Origin of the sequence: Nonomuraea sp. NPDC048916, assembly GCF_040649575.1 — a bacterium.
GTDB lineage: Bacteria > Actinomycetota > Actinomycetes > Streptosporangiales > Streptosporangiaceae > Nonomuraea.
Map to the genome: position 1 here is coordinate 1 of NZ_JBEZFS010000011.1, position 16804 is coordinate 16804.

The window sequence follows — 16804 nt, forward strand, 5'->3', positions numbered from 1 at the left end:
GACCGCCACGCGGCGGTCTCGCCGATCAGGGCCGCAGGGCGGCGAGTTGCTGCTCGAACGGCACGACGTCCTCGAACGGCTCGGGCGTGTCCTGGGCGGGGGTGGGGTGCCGGTGTGCCAGCAGGTCGGCCAGCTCGCCGGCGGCGCGGGCGATGCGGTCCGACAGGACGTCCGTGAAGTCGTCGCCGCCTCCGCCCCAGTCCTCGGAGGCCGCGTAGACGGCGGTGGGCAGCACGATGGCGCGCAGGTAGGCGAAGAGCGGTCGCAGCGCGTGCTCCAGCGCGAGCGAGTGGCGGGCGGTGCCTCCGGTCGCGGCGATCAGCACCGGCTTGCCGACCAGCGCGTCGTTGCCGATGACATCGAAGAACGACTTGAACAGGCCGCTGTAGGAGGCGGTGAAGATCGGTGTGACCGCGATGAGGCCGTCGGCCGAGGTCACCGCGTCGATGGCGTCGCGCAGCCGAGCGCCCGCGAACCCGGTCACGAAGTTGTTGGCGATCTCGCCGGCCAGGTCGCGCAGCTCGATCACGCGCACCTCGACGGCGCCGCCCGCCTCCTCGAGCCGCCGCGCGGTCGCCTCCGCGAGGCGGTCGGCGAGCAGGCGGGTCGAGGACGGCTGGGTCAGTCCCGCCGTGACGACGACGAGCTTCATGGATGATCTCCTTCGGATCGGTTCGACCGGATCGGTTCGACCGGATCGGTTCGACCGGATCGGTCCTGCCGGCTGGGGACGGGTCAGGCGACGACGGGCTGGGAGGCGCGGGCCGCCAGGAGGGACGCGTGGGTCGGGCCGTCCGGCACCTCGGCGGGCCGGCCGGCGGCGAACTCCCTGCGCAGCACGGGTACGACCTCCTCGCCGAGGATGTCGAGCTGCTCCAGGACGGTCTTCAGCGGAAGCCCGGCGTGGTCCATCAGGAACAGCTGGCGCTGGTAGTCGCCGAACGACTCGCGGAACGTGAGCGTCCGGTCGATGACCTGCTGCGGGCTGCCGACCGTGAGCGGCGTCTCCTCGGTGAACTCCTCCAGCGACGGGCCGTGGCCGTAGACCGGGGCGTTGTCGAAGTAGGGACGGAACTCGCGGACCGCGTCCTGGGAGTTCTTGCGCATGAACACCTGCCCGCCGAGCCCGACGACGGCCTGCTCGGGCGTGCCGTGGCCGTAGTGCGCGTAGCGCTGGCGGTAGAGGGTGATCAGGCGGACGAAGTGCTCCTTCGGCCAGAAGATGTTGTTGGCGAAGAAGCCGTCACCGTAGTAGGCGGCCTGCTCGGCGATCTCGGGGCTGCGGATGGAGCCGTGCCACACGAACGGCGGCACCCCGTCGAGCGGGCGCGGCGTGGAGGTGAAGCCTTGCAACGGCGTGCGGAAGCGGCCCTGCCAGTCGACGACGTCCTCGCGCCACAGCTTGTGCAGCAACGCGTAGTTCTCGACGGCCAGCGGGATTCCCTGCCGGATGTCCTGCCCGAACCACGGGTAGACGGGCCCGGTGTTGCCCCGGCCGAGCATGAGGTCCACCCGGCCGTCGGCCAGGTGCTGCAGCATCGCGAAGTCCTCGGCGATCTTCACCGGGTCGTTGGTGGTGATCAGCGTCGTGGCCGTGGAGAGCGTGATGCGCTCGGTCCTGGCCGCGATGAAGCCCAGCATGGTCGTGGGGGAGGAGGGCACGAACGGCGGGTTGTGGTGCTCGCCGGTCGCGAACACGTCGAGCCCGACCTCCTCCGCCTTGAGCGCGATGGCCACCATGGCCTTGATGCGCTCGTGCTCGGTCGGCGTCCTGCCGGTGGTGGGGTCCGTGGTCACGTCACCCACGCTGAAGATCCCGAACTGCACTATAGTCACCGCCCTTGACTGTTGAACTTTTGACAATCCTCTCAGCGCGGTAGCGCGCCCGGTTATTCCACAATCATGGTGTGCCCTCCCGCCTCCTCGCACCCTGCCGGGTGGCGGCGGGGGGATGCGGGTCAGAGGGCGTTGATGTCGGCGGGGCCGAGGACGCGTTTGGGGGCGCCGCGCTCGGCGACGGTGATCATGGCTTTCCCGATCTGCTCCGTGGTGGTGACGGCCGAAGGGAGGAGGCGCCGCAGCAGCGGGTAGAACGGGACCGTCACCACGTAGGCCAGGCGATACCACCGCGTCCTCGATGTGATGCCGTGCAGCGGCTGGATGTAGCCGGGGCGGAACATGTAGGCCTCCAGCGGCAGGGCCAGCAGGGCGTTCTCGGTCGCGCCCTTGACCCGGGCCCACATCGTGCGCCCCTGCGCGTCGGTGCCCGCCCCCGACACGTAGACGAAGGTGGAGCCGGGGCTGAGCCGGGCCAGTGTGGTGCCGGCCGCCAGCGTGAAGTCGTAGGTCACCCGGCGGTAGTCCTGCTCGCTCATGCCGGCCGAGGAGACGCCGAGGCAGAAGAAGCAGGCGTCGTGGCCGGCCAGCTCGCCCTCGATCGGTCCCAGGTCGAGCAGGTCGCCGTGGGTGATCTCGCGGAGCTTGGGGTGCCGCTGCCCGGTGGGCGTGCGGCCGACCGTCAGCACGGCCTCGACCCGGTCGTCGGCCAGGCATTCGCGCAGCACACCCTGGCCGACCATGCCGGTCGCGCCGAAGATGATCACTCTCATGGCGGCTCCGTTCCTGGTGGCCATGCTAGGCGGCGATGACTTCTCGGAGAGTCCGTCGATCTTCCACCCGCAGTGGGCCGCACGGTATGGAGCGGCCGGCGCGGTAGGGCCTCACGCCTGGCGCGCGCCCCACTCCAGCAGCGTCCTGGCGGTGTCGAAGCGCCGGCTGGATACGGTCTCGCCGAGCAGCACGCCGACCAGCAGTCGGCCGTCGCGCTCGCCGGCGAAGGCCAGGCTGAACCCCGCGGCGCGGGTGAACCCGGTCTTCAGGCCGAGGGCTCCGGGTGCGCCGAGCAGCTTGTTGGTGTTGGTCCAGGTGTAGGAGCGGTGGTCGGCGGTCTGTTCCACGGTGTGCCGGCGGGTGGCGGTGACCTGCTTCAGCAGCGGGTTCTCCAGGGCCTTCACGCCCAGCAGGGCCTGGTCCCTCGCCGTGGAGTGGCCGTCGCCGCCGGGCATGGGCAGGCCGTCGGCGTTGACGTACTCGGTGTCGGTCATGCCGAGGCGGCGGGCGGTGTCGTTCATCTTGGCCACGAACCCGGGGACGCCGGGGCCGTAGGCGCGGGCCAGCGCGTGGGCGGCGTCGGCGCCCGAGGGCAGCATGAGCCCGTACAGCAGTTCCTTGACGGGGAGCCTGTCACCGGCGCGCAGGTAGGCGCTGGTGCCGCCGCCGTTCACGGCGTAGCGCACGTCCTCGGGCGTGATCTCCACCATGTCCGTCGGCTTGGCGGACTGGAGCACGACGTAGGCGGTCATCGTCTTGGTCAGGCTGGCGATCGGCATGCGCGTGTCGGCGTTCCTGCCGAGCAGCGCCTTGCCCGTGGAGGCGTCGAGCAGGTAGGCGGCGCGGCCGTACACGGCGGGGGTGGTGTCGGCGGGCGCCTGGACGGTGGCGAGCGCGGTCGCCGGGCCGGTGGGTTGCGCGTGCGCGGGCGTCGCGAACCCGGCGGCCACGGCGATGGCGCCTACGCAGAGGGTCAGGCGGGCTTTCCGGTTACGCATGCGACACAGAATGCCCCGAAACTTTAGATGTGTTTTGACTGAATTATTCGTTTTGTCTGATGGGAATGCCGAAACCACCTGTGGGACCGGCGAATCCGGGCAAGGTAAATCTTTACTGCTCAGAGCTGGTAAGAGCCGCTCAGAGTGGCCCGCGTGACCAGGGACCCCGGATGGCGTAGGTGCGGCCGGGCGGGTCCGGCTCGGTGGTGCTGCCCAGCTGGTTGGCGAACAGCGTGGCACCGTCGGGGCTGAAACAGGCGCCGGCGAACTCGCTGTCGTCGACGATGTTCACCGCCAGCTCGAACGGCTGCCCGCCGCGCGGATCCAGCCCGATCAGCCGGTTGACGTTGGTCAGGCCCGGAGCCAGCGGATGCGGGTCGGCGTCGGCCGAGGACGCGTCGTCCTCGCACAGCACGATGCCGCCGCGCGGAGTGAACGTGAGATTGTCGGGCGAGTCGAGCTCCTTGCGCCCCGGCGACTCGTACACCAGCACCAGCGTGCCCTCATGGCGGCGGCCGGGCACGTACCGCCAGACCTGGCCGTAGCCCTCCCGGTAGCCGTCGGCCCCGGGCGCGTCGCCGTTCTTGGCGTCTCCGCCGCTGGTCGAGTTGAAGAACACGCTGCCGTCGCCGTACCAGCAGCCCTCCAGGCGGTTGAACTTGGCGCCGCCCTTGGCCAGGCCCTGCTGGGTGCAGGTCGGGGCGCCGTTCTCCAGGTCGGGATCCGGATCGTCGATCGTCACCCACTCGACCGGCAGCCGGGCGCCCATCCGCTGGCCCTCACGGCAGTCGTAGCCGTCGACGCCCTCGATCTTGAGCATCTCCAGCACGCCGCCGGCCGCCAGGTTCCGCGGATCCCTGGGCCGGAACCGGTAGAACCCGTCGGGCTTGCCCGAGTCGTCCTCCGTCTCGTACACGTAGCCGGTGCGCGGGTCGACCGCGACGGCCTCGTGCGAGAAGCGGCCCATCGCGGTGAGCGGCATCGAGGCGGCCGGGCTGCCGGGCGCCGGGCCGTTCAGCGGCACCTCGAAGATGTAGCCGTGCTTGCGCTGCCAGCCCTGCGCCGGCCCCGCCGTCGTCTCCTCGCAGGTCAGCCAGCCGCGCTCGTGCAGCATCCGGCCGCCCGCGCAGTTGACGATGGTGCCGTTCAGGCTGACGAAGTGCCGCACCACCTCGCCGGTGCGCGGGTCCACCTCCAGCGTGGTGGTGCCGCCCACGCCCAGCTCGTCATACCTCGCCGAACCGGGCACGTGCACGCGGCCCACCGGCGAGCCCGGCGCGGTGCGCACCTCGTGGTTGCGGATCAGCCGCACGGTGCCCCGGCGGGTGCCGGGGAACGCGGCCATGCCGTCGTGCGCGATCGGCGTCGCGACGCCGTCGGACATCGGGGTCCCGGTCTGGCCCAGCACCACGTACGAGAAGCCGGCGGGCAGCGCCAGCAGCTCCTCGCCGGTGTTCCGCGAACGGGTGCGGCGCAACGGACCGTAACCCACATCGCGCGGATCCGGCATGCTCCGGCCGGTCTCGGCCCAGGCGGCGTGTGCGCCCAGGGTGTCGACGGCGATGCCGGCGGCCAGCGCGCCACCCGCGGTGGCGAGGCCACGGCCGAGGAAGGTCCGGCGATCGAGCGCGCTCATCTGTCTCTCCTCGGGACGGAGGATGCTCCAGGGGGACGCCGGGAGCACCCGCCAGCGTAGACGCACTGACTCTCGCCAAGGAGGCCCAGACACGCTGCGTGTCAGACCAGGATCCGAACGGGGTGCTCCAGCAGGTCGAGGAACGCCCTCATCCACTCGGCGGCCACGGTGCCGTCGATCGGGCGATGGTCCACCGAGAGCGTCACCCGCATCACCGCCCCGGCCCGTACCTTGCCCTTCCTGACCACCGGCTCCTCCCGGACCGCCCCGACCGCGAGGATCGCCGACTGTGGCGGGTTGATGATCGCCGCGAACTCCTCGGTGCCGTACATGCCCAGGTTCGTCACGGTGAGTGTGCCGCCCTCCAGTTCCTCCTGCCGCAACCGGCCGGCCCTGGCGCGTTCCGCGAAGTCCTTCACCGCGGCGGCCAGCGAAGTGAGCGTCGCCCGCTCGGCCGACCTGAGCACGGGGGTCACGAGCCCCCGCTCCGTGGCGATCGCCACCGCCACGTCCACCGACTCGAACCTCCTGGTGGCCTCGGGGGTCCAGATGACGTTCATGGCCGGGACGAGCACGTGCGCCCTGGCCGCCGCCTTGACCACCAGATCGTTGACCGAGATCTTGACCGTGGCGCCGCCGTCGTTGAGCTCCCGGCGGAGCTTCAGCAGTCTGCCGGCGTGCGCCGTGCCGCGCAGGTAGAAGTGCGGCGTGTCCCGCTTGCTCCCCGTCAGCCGCGCCGCGATCGCCCGGCGCGCCCGCGTGTGCGGGATGTCGGTGTGCGCCTCGACCCGCCCCTGAGCCGACAGGGTCGTGCCGCTCGCCGCCGCCGGGGGCGAAGGGTCTCCGGCCGGAGCGCGTCCCTGTGCTCGCGCCGGTACATGCGCGGCTCGCACCTGGTGTGGTCCGGATTCCGCCGGGTGCGGCGCCGGAGGGCGTGGCGCGGTGGGGGCGCTCGTGTGGCGCTGGATCGCGGCTTCGACGTCCCTGCGGATGATCCGTCCGTTCGGGCCCGTGCCGGAGATCTCCTCCAGAGGCAGCCGCGCCTCCTTGGCCAGGCGCCGGGCCAGCGGGCTGGAGAAGACGCGCCCGAGAGCCCGATCGCCGGACCGGGTCGCCCCGCCCGCCGCCCCTCCGGGAACGCCGGCCGGTCCGGGCGCGCCTCCGGGTGTGGCCGGTGAGCCGGTCACGTCGAGGGAGGCGAGGACGGCGTCGATGTCCGGGACGGATTCGCCCGGGTCGGCGAGGAGGGCGATGGGGGCGCCGACGGGGACGGTGGCCCCTTCGGGGACGAGGGCGCGCAGCAGGACGCCTTCGGCGTCGGCCTCGACGTCGACCACGGCCTTCTCGGTCTCGATGGTGGCGATCACGTCGCCGGTGGCGAACGGGGAGCGCTCGGCGACGGGCCAGCCCTGGAGGACGGCCTCGACCGCGTTGGCGGCCACTTCGGGCATGCGCAGGAGCCTGGCCACGTCAGTATCCCGTCATCTCGGTGAGCTTGGCGGCGACTTCCTCGCTCTTGGCGATGGCGGCGCGTTCGAGGACCTTGCTGATGCTGGGGGAGGCCTCGCCGCCGGTCACCCGCTGCACGGGCTGGTCCAGCCAGTCGAAGAAACGGCGCTGGATCTCGTCGGCCAGCCAGCCGCCGTAGGACGTGCCGAGCGCCCCCTGCTCGGCGATGAGCACGTTGTTCGTCTTCCTGACGCTGGTGCCGATCGTGTCCCAGTCGATGCTCGCCCGGTCGAGCCAGCGCAGGTCGATCACCTCGGCGTCGACGTCGCCGAGTGACTCGACCGCCTCGAGGACGTACGACGTCATCGCCAGGTAGGAGATGACGGTGAGCCGCGATCCGGCGCGGCGGACGGCGGCCCTGCCGACCGGGAGGCAGTAGTCGAGGTCGTCGACCGGCCCCTCCCCGGTCGAGGAGTAGAGGTCGACGTGCTCCAGCACGACGACCGGGTCCTGGCAGCGCAGCGCGCTGTTCATCAGCCCCACGTAGTCGAACGGCGTCGAGGGCGCGACGACGCGCCAGCCGGGGGAGGTGGCGAAGATCCCGGCGGGGTCCATGGAGTGCTGCGAGCCGTAGCCGGTGCCCATGGCGACCTTGCTGCGCAGCACCAGCGGCACCGCGTCGTCGCCGCCGAACATGTGCCGGGCCTTGCCGATCTGGTTGAACAGCTGGTCGGCCGCGACCCACATGAAGTCGGCGTACATGAACTCGACCACGGGCGTGAAGCGGCCGTCGAGCGCGATGCCGCCACCCAGCCCGGCGAAGGCGTTCTCGCTGATCGGGGTGCCGAGGACGCGGTCGGGGAAGGCTTCCTTGAGCCCTTTCGTCGCGCCGTTGGTGCCGCCGCCCAGCCGGTGCACGTCCTCGCCCATCACCACGATCGAGGCGTCGGTCTCCATCCGGCGGGCCATCACCCGGGCGACGGCGTCGATGAACCTCGTCTCGGCGAGCGCCCCGGCGAACGTGTCGCGGTCGGTGACGCGCGCGTCCGCGAACTCGCCGAGGTCGCCCCGGACGCCGACGTTCGCGAAGGCCGGGTCCGGCCATTCGGCGGCCCTGATCCGGCGCCCAACACTCCTCGGCCCCCACGCTCCGCGACGTCGCCCAGGCGGCGGGCGTGCACACCGCCACCGCGTCGCGGGCGCTCAACCCCAAGACCCGGCAGCAGATCAGCGCCGAGACCGCCCGGCGCGTGATGCGGGCGGCCGAGGCGCTCGGCTACCAGCCCAACCCCATCGCGCGCAGCCTGAAGACGTCCCGGTCGAGCACCGTCGGCCTGGTCATCCCCGACCTGACCAACCCGCTGTTCCCGCCGATCGTCCGCGGCGTGGAGAGCGTCCTCGAGTCCGACGGCTACAACGTCTGGATCGTCAACACCGACAACGACCCCGAACGCGAACGCGTCAAGATCGAGTCGCTGCGGTCGCGCCAGGTCGAGGGGCTCATCATCGCCACCGCCCGGCTCGACCACCCGCTGCTCCAGCACCTGCAGGAGCAGGGGGTCACCATGGTGCTGGTCAACCGGCAGGTCGCCGACCTGCACATCCCCGCCGTCACCGGCGACGACGTCACCGGCGTCACGCTGGCCGTGCGGCACCTGGCCGAGCTCGGCCACACCAGGATCGCCCACCTGGCCGGCCCGCTGAACACCTCCACCGGCCTGGCCCGCGCGCGGGCCTTCCGGCACGCCGTACGCGACCACGGGCTGGAGGACGACCCCACGCTCACGGTCGAGTGCGCGCACTGGAACGAGGACGACGGCGCCGCCGCCATGCGCCGCCTCCTCGACCGCGATCCCGGCTGCACCGCCGTCGTCGCCGGCAACGACCTCATCGCGCTCGGCTGCTACGACGTCTTCGCCGAGCGCGGCCTGTCCTGCCCGGGCGACATGAGCGTCATCGGCTTCAACGACATGCCGTTCCTCGACAAGCTGCGCCCGCCCCTGACGACGGTCGCGGTGCCGCACCACGAGCTCGGAGCCGAGGCCGCCCGCATGCTCCTCGACTGCATCGGCGAGCCCGACCGCCCCGCCCGTTCCACGCTGCTGCCCGTCACCCTGGTCGTCCGCGGCTCCACGGCGCCCCCACGCGGGTGACTCGACCTGGGATCGCGGGAAGTGGCCAACGGTGACACGTACGGGAACTCCCGGCTCAACATGGGCGGCTACCTGGCCGCGCTCGGGGACCACACCGGGCGATTAACGGCCGTTTCCATGAGACGGCCGAAACCCCGGGAGATCAGATCTTCTCGTCCGGGAGAGCCCTTGCCGGAGTCCTGTGGCCGAACTATTGACTTCTGGGGCCCTGAGGCCCGAACCGGCTCTCCGCCACCCGCAGGAAAGCGGGCGGGACGTGGTCGACGAGCCAGACACCGTTGGCGCTGCACCGGAACAGGTGTCCTGAGGCGTGCATCGCCGCGGCGTCGACGACGAGCACGACGGGCGCCCCGCGCCGGGCGCCCACCCGGGTCGCGGTCTCCGGATCGGGGGACAGGTGCACGTGGTGGCGCTTCATGGGCCGCAGTCCCTCGGCCATGATCGAGTCCACGTTCCGGGCCACGGTGCCGTGGAACAGGACCGGCGGCGGCTCGGTCACCGGCAGGTCCAGATCGACGCGGACCGAATGACCCTGGCTGGCCCGGATCCGCCCGCCCTCCATCACGTACCGGCGCTTGTCGTTGTCGGCGACGGCCCGCTCCAGCTCCGCGCGGGAGATCGGGAAGCCGTGCGCCGCGGCGGCCTCCAGCAGCACGTCCACCTCCACCCAGCCGTGCGCGTCGAGGGTGATGCCGATCCGTTCCGGCTGGTGCCGAAGGTGCTTGGCCAGGTATTTGGACACCCGCACCACCCGCCGCTCGTCCATCACGGCCCCGCCCCGGGCCCAGCCGGGCGAAGTGGCAGGTCGCGAGGGGCGAAGCAGTGCAGGTCGTGCCGGTCGGCCAGGTCGGTCACCAGGCGGCAGACCTCGGCGACACGGGAGAAGACGACGCTCATCAGCACCGCGTGCCTGCCGATGGTCAGTGGTTCCGCCCAGGGGGAGCAGAGGTAGTTGTCCTCGGTCAGGTCGGGGAGGCGCGCGGTCAGCTCGGCGTAGAAGCCCGCCACCGCCGGGTGCGGCTCCATGATCTCCTCAGAGGAGGTCTCGGGGCTCTCGATCATCTCCAGGTCCGGGCCGAAGCCGAGAACCAGCTCGCCGCTCGTCGCCGCGCCCAGGTCCTGAGCCAGGGCTTGGAGGGTGAGCGGCACGTCCTGTGGCCACACGCCCAGTTGCACGCTCATCGGCGTCCCTTCCTCGTCCGGACAGCCGAATGCTACGGGCTCGGCAGCGATCACGAGCGCGGAGCCGGGGCATCCGGTGGGATCGGGGGCGGTGGCGGCGGACTTCCTGCCGGGAAACCGGAAACGCAGGCCAGAAACGTGCTCTGACCTGCGTAAACACATGGTGGACGATACTGGGATTGAACCAGTGACCTCTTCCGTGTCAGGGAAGCGCTCTCCCGCTGAGCTAATCGTCCTTCGAGGTGGAGACGGGATTTGAACCCGTGTAGACGGCTTTGCAGGCCGCTGCCTCGCCTCTCGGCCACTCCACCGTGCCGGAAGCTCAGAGCGGAAGACGGGATTCGAACCCGCGACCCTCACCTTGGCAAGGTGATGCTCTACCACTGAGCCACTTCCGCGTCGCCGCCGCGATTGCGGTGACGAGAGAACTCTAGCGAATCCTGGCCGAGTCCCCAAACCGGAGGTCGCCGACCTGTTCGGCATACCAGGTGATCCCGGCGACGTGCTCGGCGATCTGGCGCAGGGTCCAGTTGGGATCGCGGGGCACGTCCCACGCGTCGGGCGCCGTCGCGTAGCGGTTCAGGTACGCCTGGCCGAGCCTGGTCCAGCGGGAGCGGGCCTCGTCGAGGTCGAGTTCGGTGAACCGAGCCCAGTCGGACTCCAGCGTCACCATCCGGCCGTGCCAGGCGTCGGGCTGCGGGACGGCGCCGGCGAGCAGCGCCTCCACCTCGGCCAGGTGGTCGACCAGGTGGTCCTGGATGCGGCGGGCCGCCTTCGACGGGGTCCACACGTTGGCGCCGTCGGTCATGATCGGCCTGCCGTCCCAGGCCGGCCAGGTCGCGGCGAGCGCGAGGCATCGGTCGACCGCTTCGGTGATGAGATGAGCGGGATTGTCTGTCATGGGGCGATCGTGGCCGCGAATCGCTCGGGCCGGCGGCTAAATGTGCCGGTGTTCGGGGCTCGCCCGGGCCCGGAGGTCGCTCAACGAGCACGAATCGCTGACGAACCGAGTTTCACGAGCGGATCCTCGCGCAAGCGAGCAGCGCTGCCGACCGCCCCTGGGGAGCAGACGGCAGCTAACGTCGCTCAACTGATATCGATTCCTCTCACAGCCGCCCCCTTGGTGGTCGGCTCGGCGGCGTGGTGGTGGCGGTCTCGGCACGCTGTCGCCCTGCCATCCCAGCTCGCCGACGCGAAGCGGGTGCTGGCGCGACTCGTGCGCCGGCAGTGGCCGGATGAAGCCCGCATGCGCTGTGGGGCCCATCCACCAATGTCGGCAGGCTGAGCTCCAAGGCCATTTCGTGAGGCACGAGAAGGCACGACGAAATCTAGAAGAAATCTAGCTGTGGCCGCCGTTGACGGTGATGCGTTCGCCGGTGATGAAGGCGGCCGCGTCGGAGGCGACGAACGACACGGTGGCCGCGATGTCGTCGGGCGTGCCCATCCGGCGCAGCGGCACCTCGGCCCGGTAGGCGTCGAGCTCGTCCCGGCCGGCGTCGGCGTGCCGTTCGACCGGGATCCAGCCGGGCGCGACGAGGTTGACCGTGACGCCGTGGGGTCCGAGCTCGCGCGACCACGACCGGGTCAGCCCGAACTGCGCCGCCTTCGCCGCGACGTAGGCCGACATGCCGGGCACGAGGCGGTCGACGATGTCGGAGCCGATCTGGATCACCCGGCCGCCGCCGAGGGCCTTCATCCCGGGCAGGACGGCCCGCACGAGCAGCGTGGGGCTCTTGACGAAGAAGCGCAGCTGGTCGAGGTGCGCCTCCCAGGTGAGGTCCTCGACGGCGATGGCCGGCTGCGGGCCGGTCGCGTTGAGCACCAGCGCCTTCACCGGGCCGAGCCGGTCGGCCACCTGCGCGACCAACTCGGCCGTCGCGGCCTCGTCGGTGACGTCGGCGCCGAACGCCTCGGCGGTGCCGCCGACGTCGCGGATCTCCGTCACCACCCGGCGGGCCCCTTCGGCGTCGGAGTGGTAGTTGACCGCCACCGCCCATCCGTCGGCGGCCAGCCGCCGCGCGATCACGGCACCTAAGCCGCGGGACGCGCCGGTCACCAGCGCCACGCCGTCTGCTGCTGCCATCGGAAGAACTCCCGCTCGATCGCCCTGTCGCCCCTCGGAGCCTAATGCCTGAGCTCCCCGCGAGGAGGTGCCGGATCCCCGGCCACACCGAGGAGCCCGCCGGGCCGTTCGTCCGGCGTGGCCGGGGGCCGGAGATCCGGGGCGGGCCCGGCCGGACGGTGTCGGGGCGTCAGCCGGAGGACTCGGGGCGTCAGCCGAAGGACTCGGGGCGTCAGCCGAAGGACTCGGGGCGTCAGCCGGAGGACTTGGGGCGTCAGCCGAAGGACAGGGTCTCGCCCGACTCCAGCAGGGTCTTGAGGTTGGACAGGATGCCGGGCCAGCCCTGGCTGACACCCTTGAGCATCTCGCTGTCCGGGGCGAAGCCGTCGTGGGTCACGGTCAGCTTGACCGTGCCCTGGCCGGCGGGCTCGATCTCGAAGGACACCGTCGAGATCGGCTCCTTCCTCAGCTCGGCGAGCTTCTCGTCGCTCCAGCCGAACATGTCGGCCAGCTCCTGCTCGTAGTTGTGCCAGGTGTAGGAGAGCCGCTTTCCGGGCTCGGCCTCCAGCACCCGCTGGCCCCAGTCCTTGAACTCGCCGCCCGTGTCGGCCTTCCAGGCGATCGGGGCGCCCGGCGTCCAGTCGGAACTCGGGCCCGAGTCGTCGAAGTAGCGGCTGATGAACGCCGGGTTGGTCAGCGCCTCCCACAACCGCTCGGAGGTGGTCTTGATGTAGGTGATGTAGACGAACGTGGTCTCGGACATGGCGGTGCCCTCCAGGGCTCGTTTCAGGTCGGCGAGCGCGTGCGCCCGCTCGCGGTCGTAGCGGTCGATCCACCGCTCGGCGATCTCGTTGATGGGCGCGGCGTTCAGGTAGTGGAGCTTCTCCCTGCCACGCCTGACCGTCTCCACCAGGCCGGCCGTCTCCAGCACGGACAGGTGCTTGGTCACGGCCTGCCGGGACATGTCCAGCCCCGCGCACAGCTCGCGCAGGGTCTGGCCGTTGCGCCGGTTGAGGCTGTCGAGCAGCTGGCGGCGGCTGGCGTCGGCCAGGGCCTTGAACACCGCGTCCATGGAGCTCACCGGATCGGGCAACCGTTTGGATGCATATGGGGATTCAAGCAACCTATCGGTTGCCTGTCAAGGGCGCGCAAAGACGCTTAGACCGGTGGCGAAACGTCTGTGCGTTAGCGTCGGAACATGGGAGTGGAGCACGTCGCACGCGACGCCGACATCGCCCCGGTGGCGGCGCTCATCGCCGACCCCACCCGGGCCGCCATCCTGACCGCCCTGCTCGGCGGCCGGGCGCTCGCCGCCGGCGAGCTCGCCAGGCTGGCCGGGGTCAGCGCGGCCACCGCCAGCGCCCACCTGTCCCGCCTGCTCGACGGCCGGCTCGTGGACGTCGTACGGCAGGGCCGCCACCGCTACTACCGCCTGGCCGGGCACGAGGTCGCCGAGGTGCTGGAGGTGCTGGCCCGGATGAGCGCCCGGCCTCCCGTACGGTCCCTGCGCCAGTCACGGCAGGCGCGCCTGCTGGAGGAGGCGCGCACCTGCTACGACCACCTGGCCGGACGGGCCGGCGTGCTGCTGCTCGACCGGCTCAGGGAGGGCGGCCACTGGCGGGACGGCGAGCTGACCGCCGAGGGGGAACGACTGCTGTCGGGGCTCGGCGTGGACGTGGCCGCGGCCCGCCGGGCCAGGCGGCGCTTCGCGCCCGAATGCCTCGACTGGACCGAGCGTAGATCGCATCTCGGCGGGGCCCTCGGCGCGGCTCTGACCGGCGTGCTCCTCGAGCGCGGCTGGTACGTCCGGGGGACGGTTCCGAGGGCGGTGGTCCTCACGGACGAGGGAAGGGGAGGGCTGGCGAAGCTGTTCTCCAGTAAGGAGCTAACATCGCATACGCCAGTTACCTAAGCGGGAGTGAAGCTCATGCGCGACATCGAGGTCGTGAACGTCGGACCGGAACCCCTGACCTTCGACGACGTCATCCGGGTGGCCCGTCACGGCGCCGCCGTGCGCCTGACCGACGACGCGATGGCGGCCGTCTCGGCGGCGCGGCAGCGGGTGGACGAGCTGGCCGAGAGCGCGACGCCCTCCTACGGCATCTCCACCGGGTTCGGCGCGCTCGCGACCCGGCACATCGACCCGGCGCTGCGCGCACAGCTCCAGCGCTCGCTCGTGCGCTCGCACGCGGCGGGCAACGGGCCGGAGGTCGAGACCGAGGTGGTGCGCGCGCTCATGCTGCTGCGCCTGCACACTCTCGCGACCGGCCACACCGGCATCCGGCCGACCACCGCCAAGACCCTGGCCGCGCTGATCAGCGCGGGCATCACGCCGGTCGTCCACGAGTACGGGAGCCTGGGCTGCTCCGGAGACCTGGCGCCGCTGGCGCACGTGGCGCTCACCCTCATGGGCGAGGGCGTCGTCCGCGATGCGTCCGGGCAGCTCGTCTCCGCGGCCGAGGCGCTCAAGCAGGCCGGGATCGAGCCCGTCGAGCTGGCCGCCAAGGAGGGCCTCGCGCTGATCAACGGCACGGACGGCATGCTCGGCATGCTCATCCTCGCCATCCACGATCTGACCAGGCTCGTCCGGACCGCCGACGTCAGCGCCGCGATGAGCGTCGAGGCCCTGCTCGGCACCGACCGCGTCTTCGCCCCCGAGCTGCAGGCGCTCAGGCCGCAACCGGGCCAGGCCCTGTCGGCCGCCAATATGGTGGAAATTCTGGAAAACTCCGGAGTGATGGAGAGCCATCGCGACCCCGAGGCCTGCACCCGGGTCCAGGACGCCTACTCCCTGCGCTGCGCCCCGCAGGTCACCGGCGCCGCCCGCGACACGATCGCCCACGCGGCCAACGTCGCCGGCTGGGAGCTCGCCAGCGCCGTCGACAACCCCGCGGTGCTCGCCGACGGCCGCGTCGAGTCCAACGGCAACTTCCACGGCGCCCCCGTCGCGTACGTGCTGGACTTCCTCGCGATCGTGGCCGCCGACCTCGCCTCCATGTCCGAGCGCCGCACCGACCGCTTCCTCGACGTGGCCCGCAACCACGGCCTGCCCGCGTTCCTGGCCGACGACCCCGGCGTCGACTCCGGCCACATGATCGCCCAGTACACCCAGGCGGCCATCGTCTCCGAGATGAAGCGGCTGGCCGTGCCCGCCAGCGTCGACTCGATCCCCAGCTCGGCCATGCAGGAGGACCACGTCTCGATGGGCTGGTCGGCGGCCCGCAAGCTGCGCAGATCGGTCGACGGGCTGACCCGCGTGCTGGCGGTCGAGGTGCTCACCGCCGCCCGGGCGCTCGACCTGCGCGCCCCCCTGCGACCCGCCCCGGCGACGGCGGCGGTGGTGAAGGCGTTGCGCGAGGCCGTTCCCGGGCCGGGCCCCGACCGGTTCCTCGCTCCGGAGATCGAGTCGGCCGTGCGCCTGGTGGCCGACGGCTCGGTGGTCGCGGCGGCCGAATCGGTCACCGGCCCGCTCGCGTAGATCAGGCGAGGGGATCGCCGCCCCCTCGCCTGACCGGGTCAGCGCAGGGCGACGATCAGGTCCAGTTCCAGCAGCAGTCCCGGCTTGAACAGCCGGGACACCTCCACGGTGGTGCTGGCCGGGGGCGGGCCGGTGAGATACTTCTGGCGCACCCGGCGGTACTCCATCAGGTTGTCCATGTCCGTGACGTACGACCTGATGAAGGCGATGTCCTCGAACATCGCCCCCTGGTCGGCGAGAATCCGCGACACGCACTGGAAGATGTGCTCCGACTGGGCGGCCATGTCGCCCTCGCCGACCACGTCGCCGCGCTCGTCGAAGGCGGCCTGCCCCGAGACGTACAGCATGTCGCCGACCCGGACCGCGTGCGAGTAGGCGCCGTTGGTCGCGGGCACGGTGGGCGGGTTGAGCGGGACCGTCCGGCGCGCGGGCCGGCCCATGACCTGCCCGGCGATCGCCGTCAGGTCGCGGTCGCCCAGCCCGGCCGTCTCGGCCTCCTGCAGGCGCTTCCTGGCGGCCGTGGCCAGCGTCGCCCCGTCCCAGGCGGCCAGCGCGAGGTCCTTGGCCGCCAGCCCGAGCGCGTAGCGGGTCTGCCCGGCGGGAGTCCGCAGCCGCTCCGACAGGGCGCCCAGCGGGGTGCCCGCCAGCACGTCCGCCAGCGCCTCGCCGGACACGCCGTGCGCCTCGCCGTACGCGAAGGTCTCCGCGAGCAGCACCTGGGCCGGGACGAGCGCGCTCATGACGGCGAGCTTCAGCGCCGCGCCCGACCCGAGCGGCCCCGTCTCGCGCACCGCGCCGAACACCGACAGCACGTCCCGGCACCCCGACACGTCGCCTCCGGCCAGCACGGTCAGCGTGCCCTCCGCCGCCGGGCCGACGCTGCCCAGCACGGGCGCGTCGACCAGCCCGACCGCCGCGGGCAGCAGCGCGCGCAGCTCGTGCACGGCCTCGGGCCCGATCGTCGACATCTCCACCACCGTCACCCCCGGCCGCAGGCCCGGCAGCGCCGCCGCCAGCACCTCGCGCACCGCGGCGGGGTCGCGCAGCATGGTGATGACCAGGTCGGCCCCGGCCACTGCCTCGGCGACGGAGACCCCCGTGCCGCGCCGCCACACCGTCACCTCGTGCCCGGCCTCGCCGAGCCGCCGGGCCATGGGGACGCCCATGCGTCCCTGTCCAAGAAATGCAATCACGTGCCTCATTGAAGCGGGATGCGTGGTATTCCACCAACGACTA

The 16804-nt window shown here is 71.7% G+C and carries 16 protein-coding genes, 3 tRNA genes and 1 pseudogene; 4 read left to right on the forward strand and 16 right to left on the reverse strand.

Annotation, left to right across the window (positions count from 1 at the left end):
* Positions 1-25: 25 nt before the first annotated feature.
* The 7 genes from AB0C16_RS13105 to AB0C16_RS13135 form a co-directional block, all read right to left on the reverse strand.
* Entirely contained in the window at positions 26-652 is a 627-nt protein-coding gene (locus AB0C16_RS13105) for an FMN reductase (RefSeq protein WP_357682082.1), read from the reverse strand.
* Between the two features lie 83 nt (positions 653-735).
* Positions 736-1827: an LLM class flavin-dependent oxidoreductase gene (locus tag AB0C16_RS13110; protein ID WP_357682406.1), complete on the reverse strand. Its 1092-nt coding sequence runs from the start codon at positions 1825-1827 to the stop codon at positions 736-738.
* A gap of 131 nt (positions 1828-1958) precedes the next feature.
* On the reverse strand, positions 1959-2609 hold the full coding sequence (locus AB0C16_RS13115) for an NAD(P)H-binding protein (RefSeq protein WP_357682084.1): 651 nt from the start codon (positions 2607-2609) through the stop codon (positions 1959-1961).
* Positions 2610-2720: 111 nt separating this feature from the next.
* Positions 2721-3608 (reverse strand): D-alanyl-D-alanine carboxypeptidase family protein, encoded by an 888-nt coding sequence (locus AB0C16_RS13120; protein ID WP_357682086.1) that lies wholly within the window; start codon positions 3606-3608, stop codon positions 2721-2723.
* Between the two features lie 139 nt (positions 3609-3747).
* Complete coding sequence (locus tag AB0C16_RS13125) at positions 3748-5244, reverse strand: alkaline phosphatase PhoX (RefSeq protein WP_357682088.1); 1497 nt, start codon at positions 5242-5244, stop codon at positions 3748-3750.
* 101 nt (positions 5245-5345) lie between these two features.
* Positions 5346-6695: a 2-oxo acid dehydrogenase subunit E2 gene (locus AB0C16_RS13130; RefSeq protein WP_357682090.1), complete on the reverse strand. Its 1350-nt coding sequence runs from the start codon at positions 6693-6695 to the stop codon at positions 5346-5348.
* 19 nt (positions 6696-6714) lie between these two features.
* On the reverse strand, positions 6715-7812 hold the full coding sequence (locus AB0C16_RS13135) for a transketolase C-terminal domain-containing protein (protein ID WP_357682408.1): 1098 nt from the start codon (positions 7810-7812) through the stop codon (positions 6715-6717).
* Positions 7813-7850: 38 nt separating this feature from the next.
* On the opposite strand from AB0C16_RS13135, the pseudogene AB0C16_RS13140 reads away from it, so the two are divergent.
* Both AB0C16_RS13140 and AB0C16_RS13145 read left to right on the forward strand, forming a co-directional pair.
* Positions 7851-7970, forward strand: a pseudogene (locus AB0C16_RS13140) (LacI family DNA-binding transcriptional regulator); the annotation flags it as partial.
* Positions 7947-8846, forward strand: coding sequence for a LacI family DNA-binding transcriptional regulator (locus tag AB0C16_RS13145; RefSeq protein ID WP_357682410.1), 900 nt, complete (start codon positions 7947-7949; stop codon positions 8844-8846). The pseudogene AB0C16_RS13140 and the gene AB0C16_RS13145, both read left to right, overlap by 24 nt.
* A gap of 190 nt (positions 8847-9036) precedes the next feature.
* Here AB0C16_RS13145 and AB0C16_RS13150 read toward each other — a convergent pair whose 3' ends face one another.
* The 8 genes from AB0C16_RS13150 to AB0C16_RS13185 form a co-directional block, all read right to left on the reverse strand.
* Complete coding sequence (locus AB0C16_RS13150) at positions 9037-9612, reverse strand: RNA 2'-phosphotransferase (RefSeq protein WP_357682092.1); 576 nt, start codon at positions 9610-9612, stop codon at positions 9037-9039.
* Positions 9612-10028, reverse strand: coding sequence for a hypothetical protein (locus tag AB0C16_RS13155; RefSeq protein ID WP_357682094.1), 417 nt, complete (start codon positions 10026-10028; stop codon positions 9612-9614). Before AB0C16_RS13155 ends, AB0C16_RS13150 begins: the two co-directional genes overlap by 1 nt.
* Before the next feature lie 161 nt (positions 10029-10189).
* Positions 10190-10264, reverse strand: a tRNA-Val gene (locus AB0C16_RS13160).
* 4 nt (positions 10265-10268) lie between these two features.
* Positions 10269-10339, reverse strand: a tRNA-Cys gene (locus tag AB0C16_RS13165).
* A gap of 15 nt (positions 10340-10354) precedes the next feature.
* Positions 10355-10426 (reverse strand) — tRNA-Gly (locus AB0C16_RS13170).
* Positions 10427-10458: 32 nt separating this feature from the next.
* Positions 10459-10929 (reverse strand): hypothetical protein, encoded by a 471-nt coding sequence (locus AB0C16_RS13175; protein ID WP_357682096.1) that lies wholly within the window; start codon positions 10927-10929, stop codon positions 10459-10461.
* Between the two features lie 438 nt (positions 10930-11367).
* The gene (locus AB0C16_RS13180) at positions 11368-12111 is read right to left on the reverse strand and encodes an SDR family oxidoreductase (RefSeq protein ID WP_357682098.1); all 744 of its coding nucleotides are present in this window, start codon (positions 12109-12111) and stop codon (positions 11368-11370) included.
* 253 nt (positions 12112-12364) lie between these two features.
* The gene (locus tag AB0C16_RS13185) at positions 12365-13162 is read right to left on the reverse strand and encodes a metalloregulator ArsR/SmtB family transcription factor (protein WP_357682100.1); all 798 of its coding nucleotides are present in this window, start codon (positions 13160-13162) and stop codon (positions 12365-12367) included.
* A 126-nt stretch (positions 13163-13288) separates the two neighbouring features.
* Here AB0C16_RS13185 and AB0C16_RS13190 point away from each other — a divergent pair, with 126 nt between their 5' ends.
* Positions 13289-14002, forward strand: a complete 714-nt coding sequence (locus tag AB0C16_RS13190) for a metalloregulator ArsR/SmtB family transcription factor (protein WP_357682102.1) — start codon at positions 13289-13291, stop codon at positions 14000-14002.
* Positions 14003-14017: 15 nt separating this feature from the next.
* Positions 14018-15568, forward strand: a complete 1551-nt coding sequence (gene hutH, locus AB0C16_RS13195; protein WP_357682104.1) for a histidine ammonia-lyase — start codon at positions 14018-14020, stop codon at positions 15566-15568.
* Positions 15569-15606: 38 nt separating this feature from the next.
* Here the strand turns inward: hutH and AB0C16_RS13200 are convergent, their stop codons facing one another.
* Positions 15607-16761: a Rid family hydrolase gene (locus AB0C16_RS13200; RefSeq protein WP_357682106.1), complete on the reverse strand. Its 1155-nt coding sequence runs from the start codon at positions 16759-16761 to the stop codon at positions 15607-15609.
* Positions 16762-16804 lie beyond the last annotated feature (43 nt).

Excerpts from the sequence above, each read along its gene's own strand:
- AB0C16_RS13105 (WP_357682082.1), bottom strand. The coding sequence starts at position 652 with ATGAAGCTCGTCGTCGTCACGGCGGGACTGACCCAGCCGTCCTCGACC.
- AB0C16_RS13115 (WP_357682084.1), bottom strand. The coding sequence starts at position 2,609 with ATGAGAGTGATCATCTTCGGCGCGACCGGCATGGTCGGCCAGGGTGTG.
- AB0C16_RS13120 (WP_357682086.1), bottom strand. The coding sequence starts at position 3,608 with ATGCGTAACCGGAAAGCCCGCCTGACCCTCTGCGTAGGCGCCATCGCC.
- AB0C16_RS13125 (WP_357682088.1), bottom strand. The coding sequence starts at position 5,244 with ATGAGCGCGCTCGATCGCCGGACCTTCCTCGGCCGTGGCCTCGCCACC.
- AB0C16_RS13130 (WP_357682090.1), bottom strand. The coding sequence starts at position 6,695 with ATGCCCGAAGTGGCCGCCAACGCGGTCGAGGCCGTCCTCCAGGGCTGG.
- AB0C16_RS13145 (WP_357682410.1), top strand. The coding sequence starts at position 7,947 with ATGCGGGCGGCCGAGGCGCTCGGCTACCAGCCCAACCCCATCGCGCGC.
- AB0C16_RS13150 (WP_357682092.1), bottom strand. The coding sequence starts at position 9,612 with ATGGACGAGCGGCGGGTGGTGCGGGTGTCCAAATACCTGGCCAAGCAC.
- AB0C16_RS13155 (WP_357682094.1), bottom strand. The coding sequence starts at position 10,028 with ATGAGCGTGCAACTGGGCGTGTGGCCACAGGACGTGCCGCTCACCCTC.
- AB0C16_RS13175 (WP_357682096.1), bottom strand. The coding sequence starts at position 10,929 with ATGACAGACAATCCCGCTCATCTCATCACCGAAGCGGTCGACCGATGC.
- AB0C16_RS13180 (WP_357682098.1), bottom strand. The coding sequence starts at position 12,111 with ATGGCAGCAGCAGACGGCGTGGCGCTGGTGACCGGCGCGTCCCGCGGC.
- AB0C16_RS13185 (WP_357682100.1), bottom strand. The coding sequence starts at position 13,162 with ATGGACGCGGTGTTCAAGGCCCTGGCCGACGCCAGCCGCCGCCAGCTG.
- AB0C16_RS13190 (WP_357682102.1), top strand. The coding sequence starts at position 13,289 with ATGGGAGTGGAGCACGTCGCACGCGACGCCGACATCGCCCCGGTGGCG.
- hutH (WP_357682104.1), top strand. The coding sequence starts at position 14,018 with ATGCGCGACATCGAGGTCGTGAACGTCGGACCGGAACCCCTGACCTTC.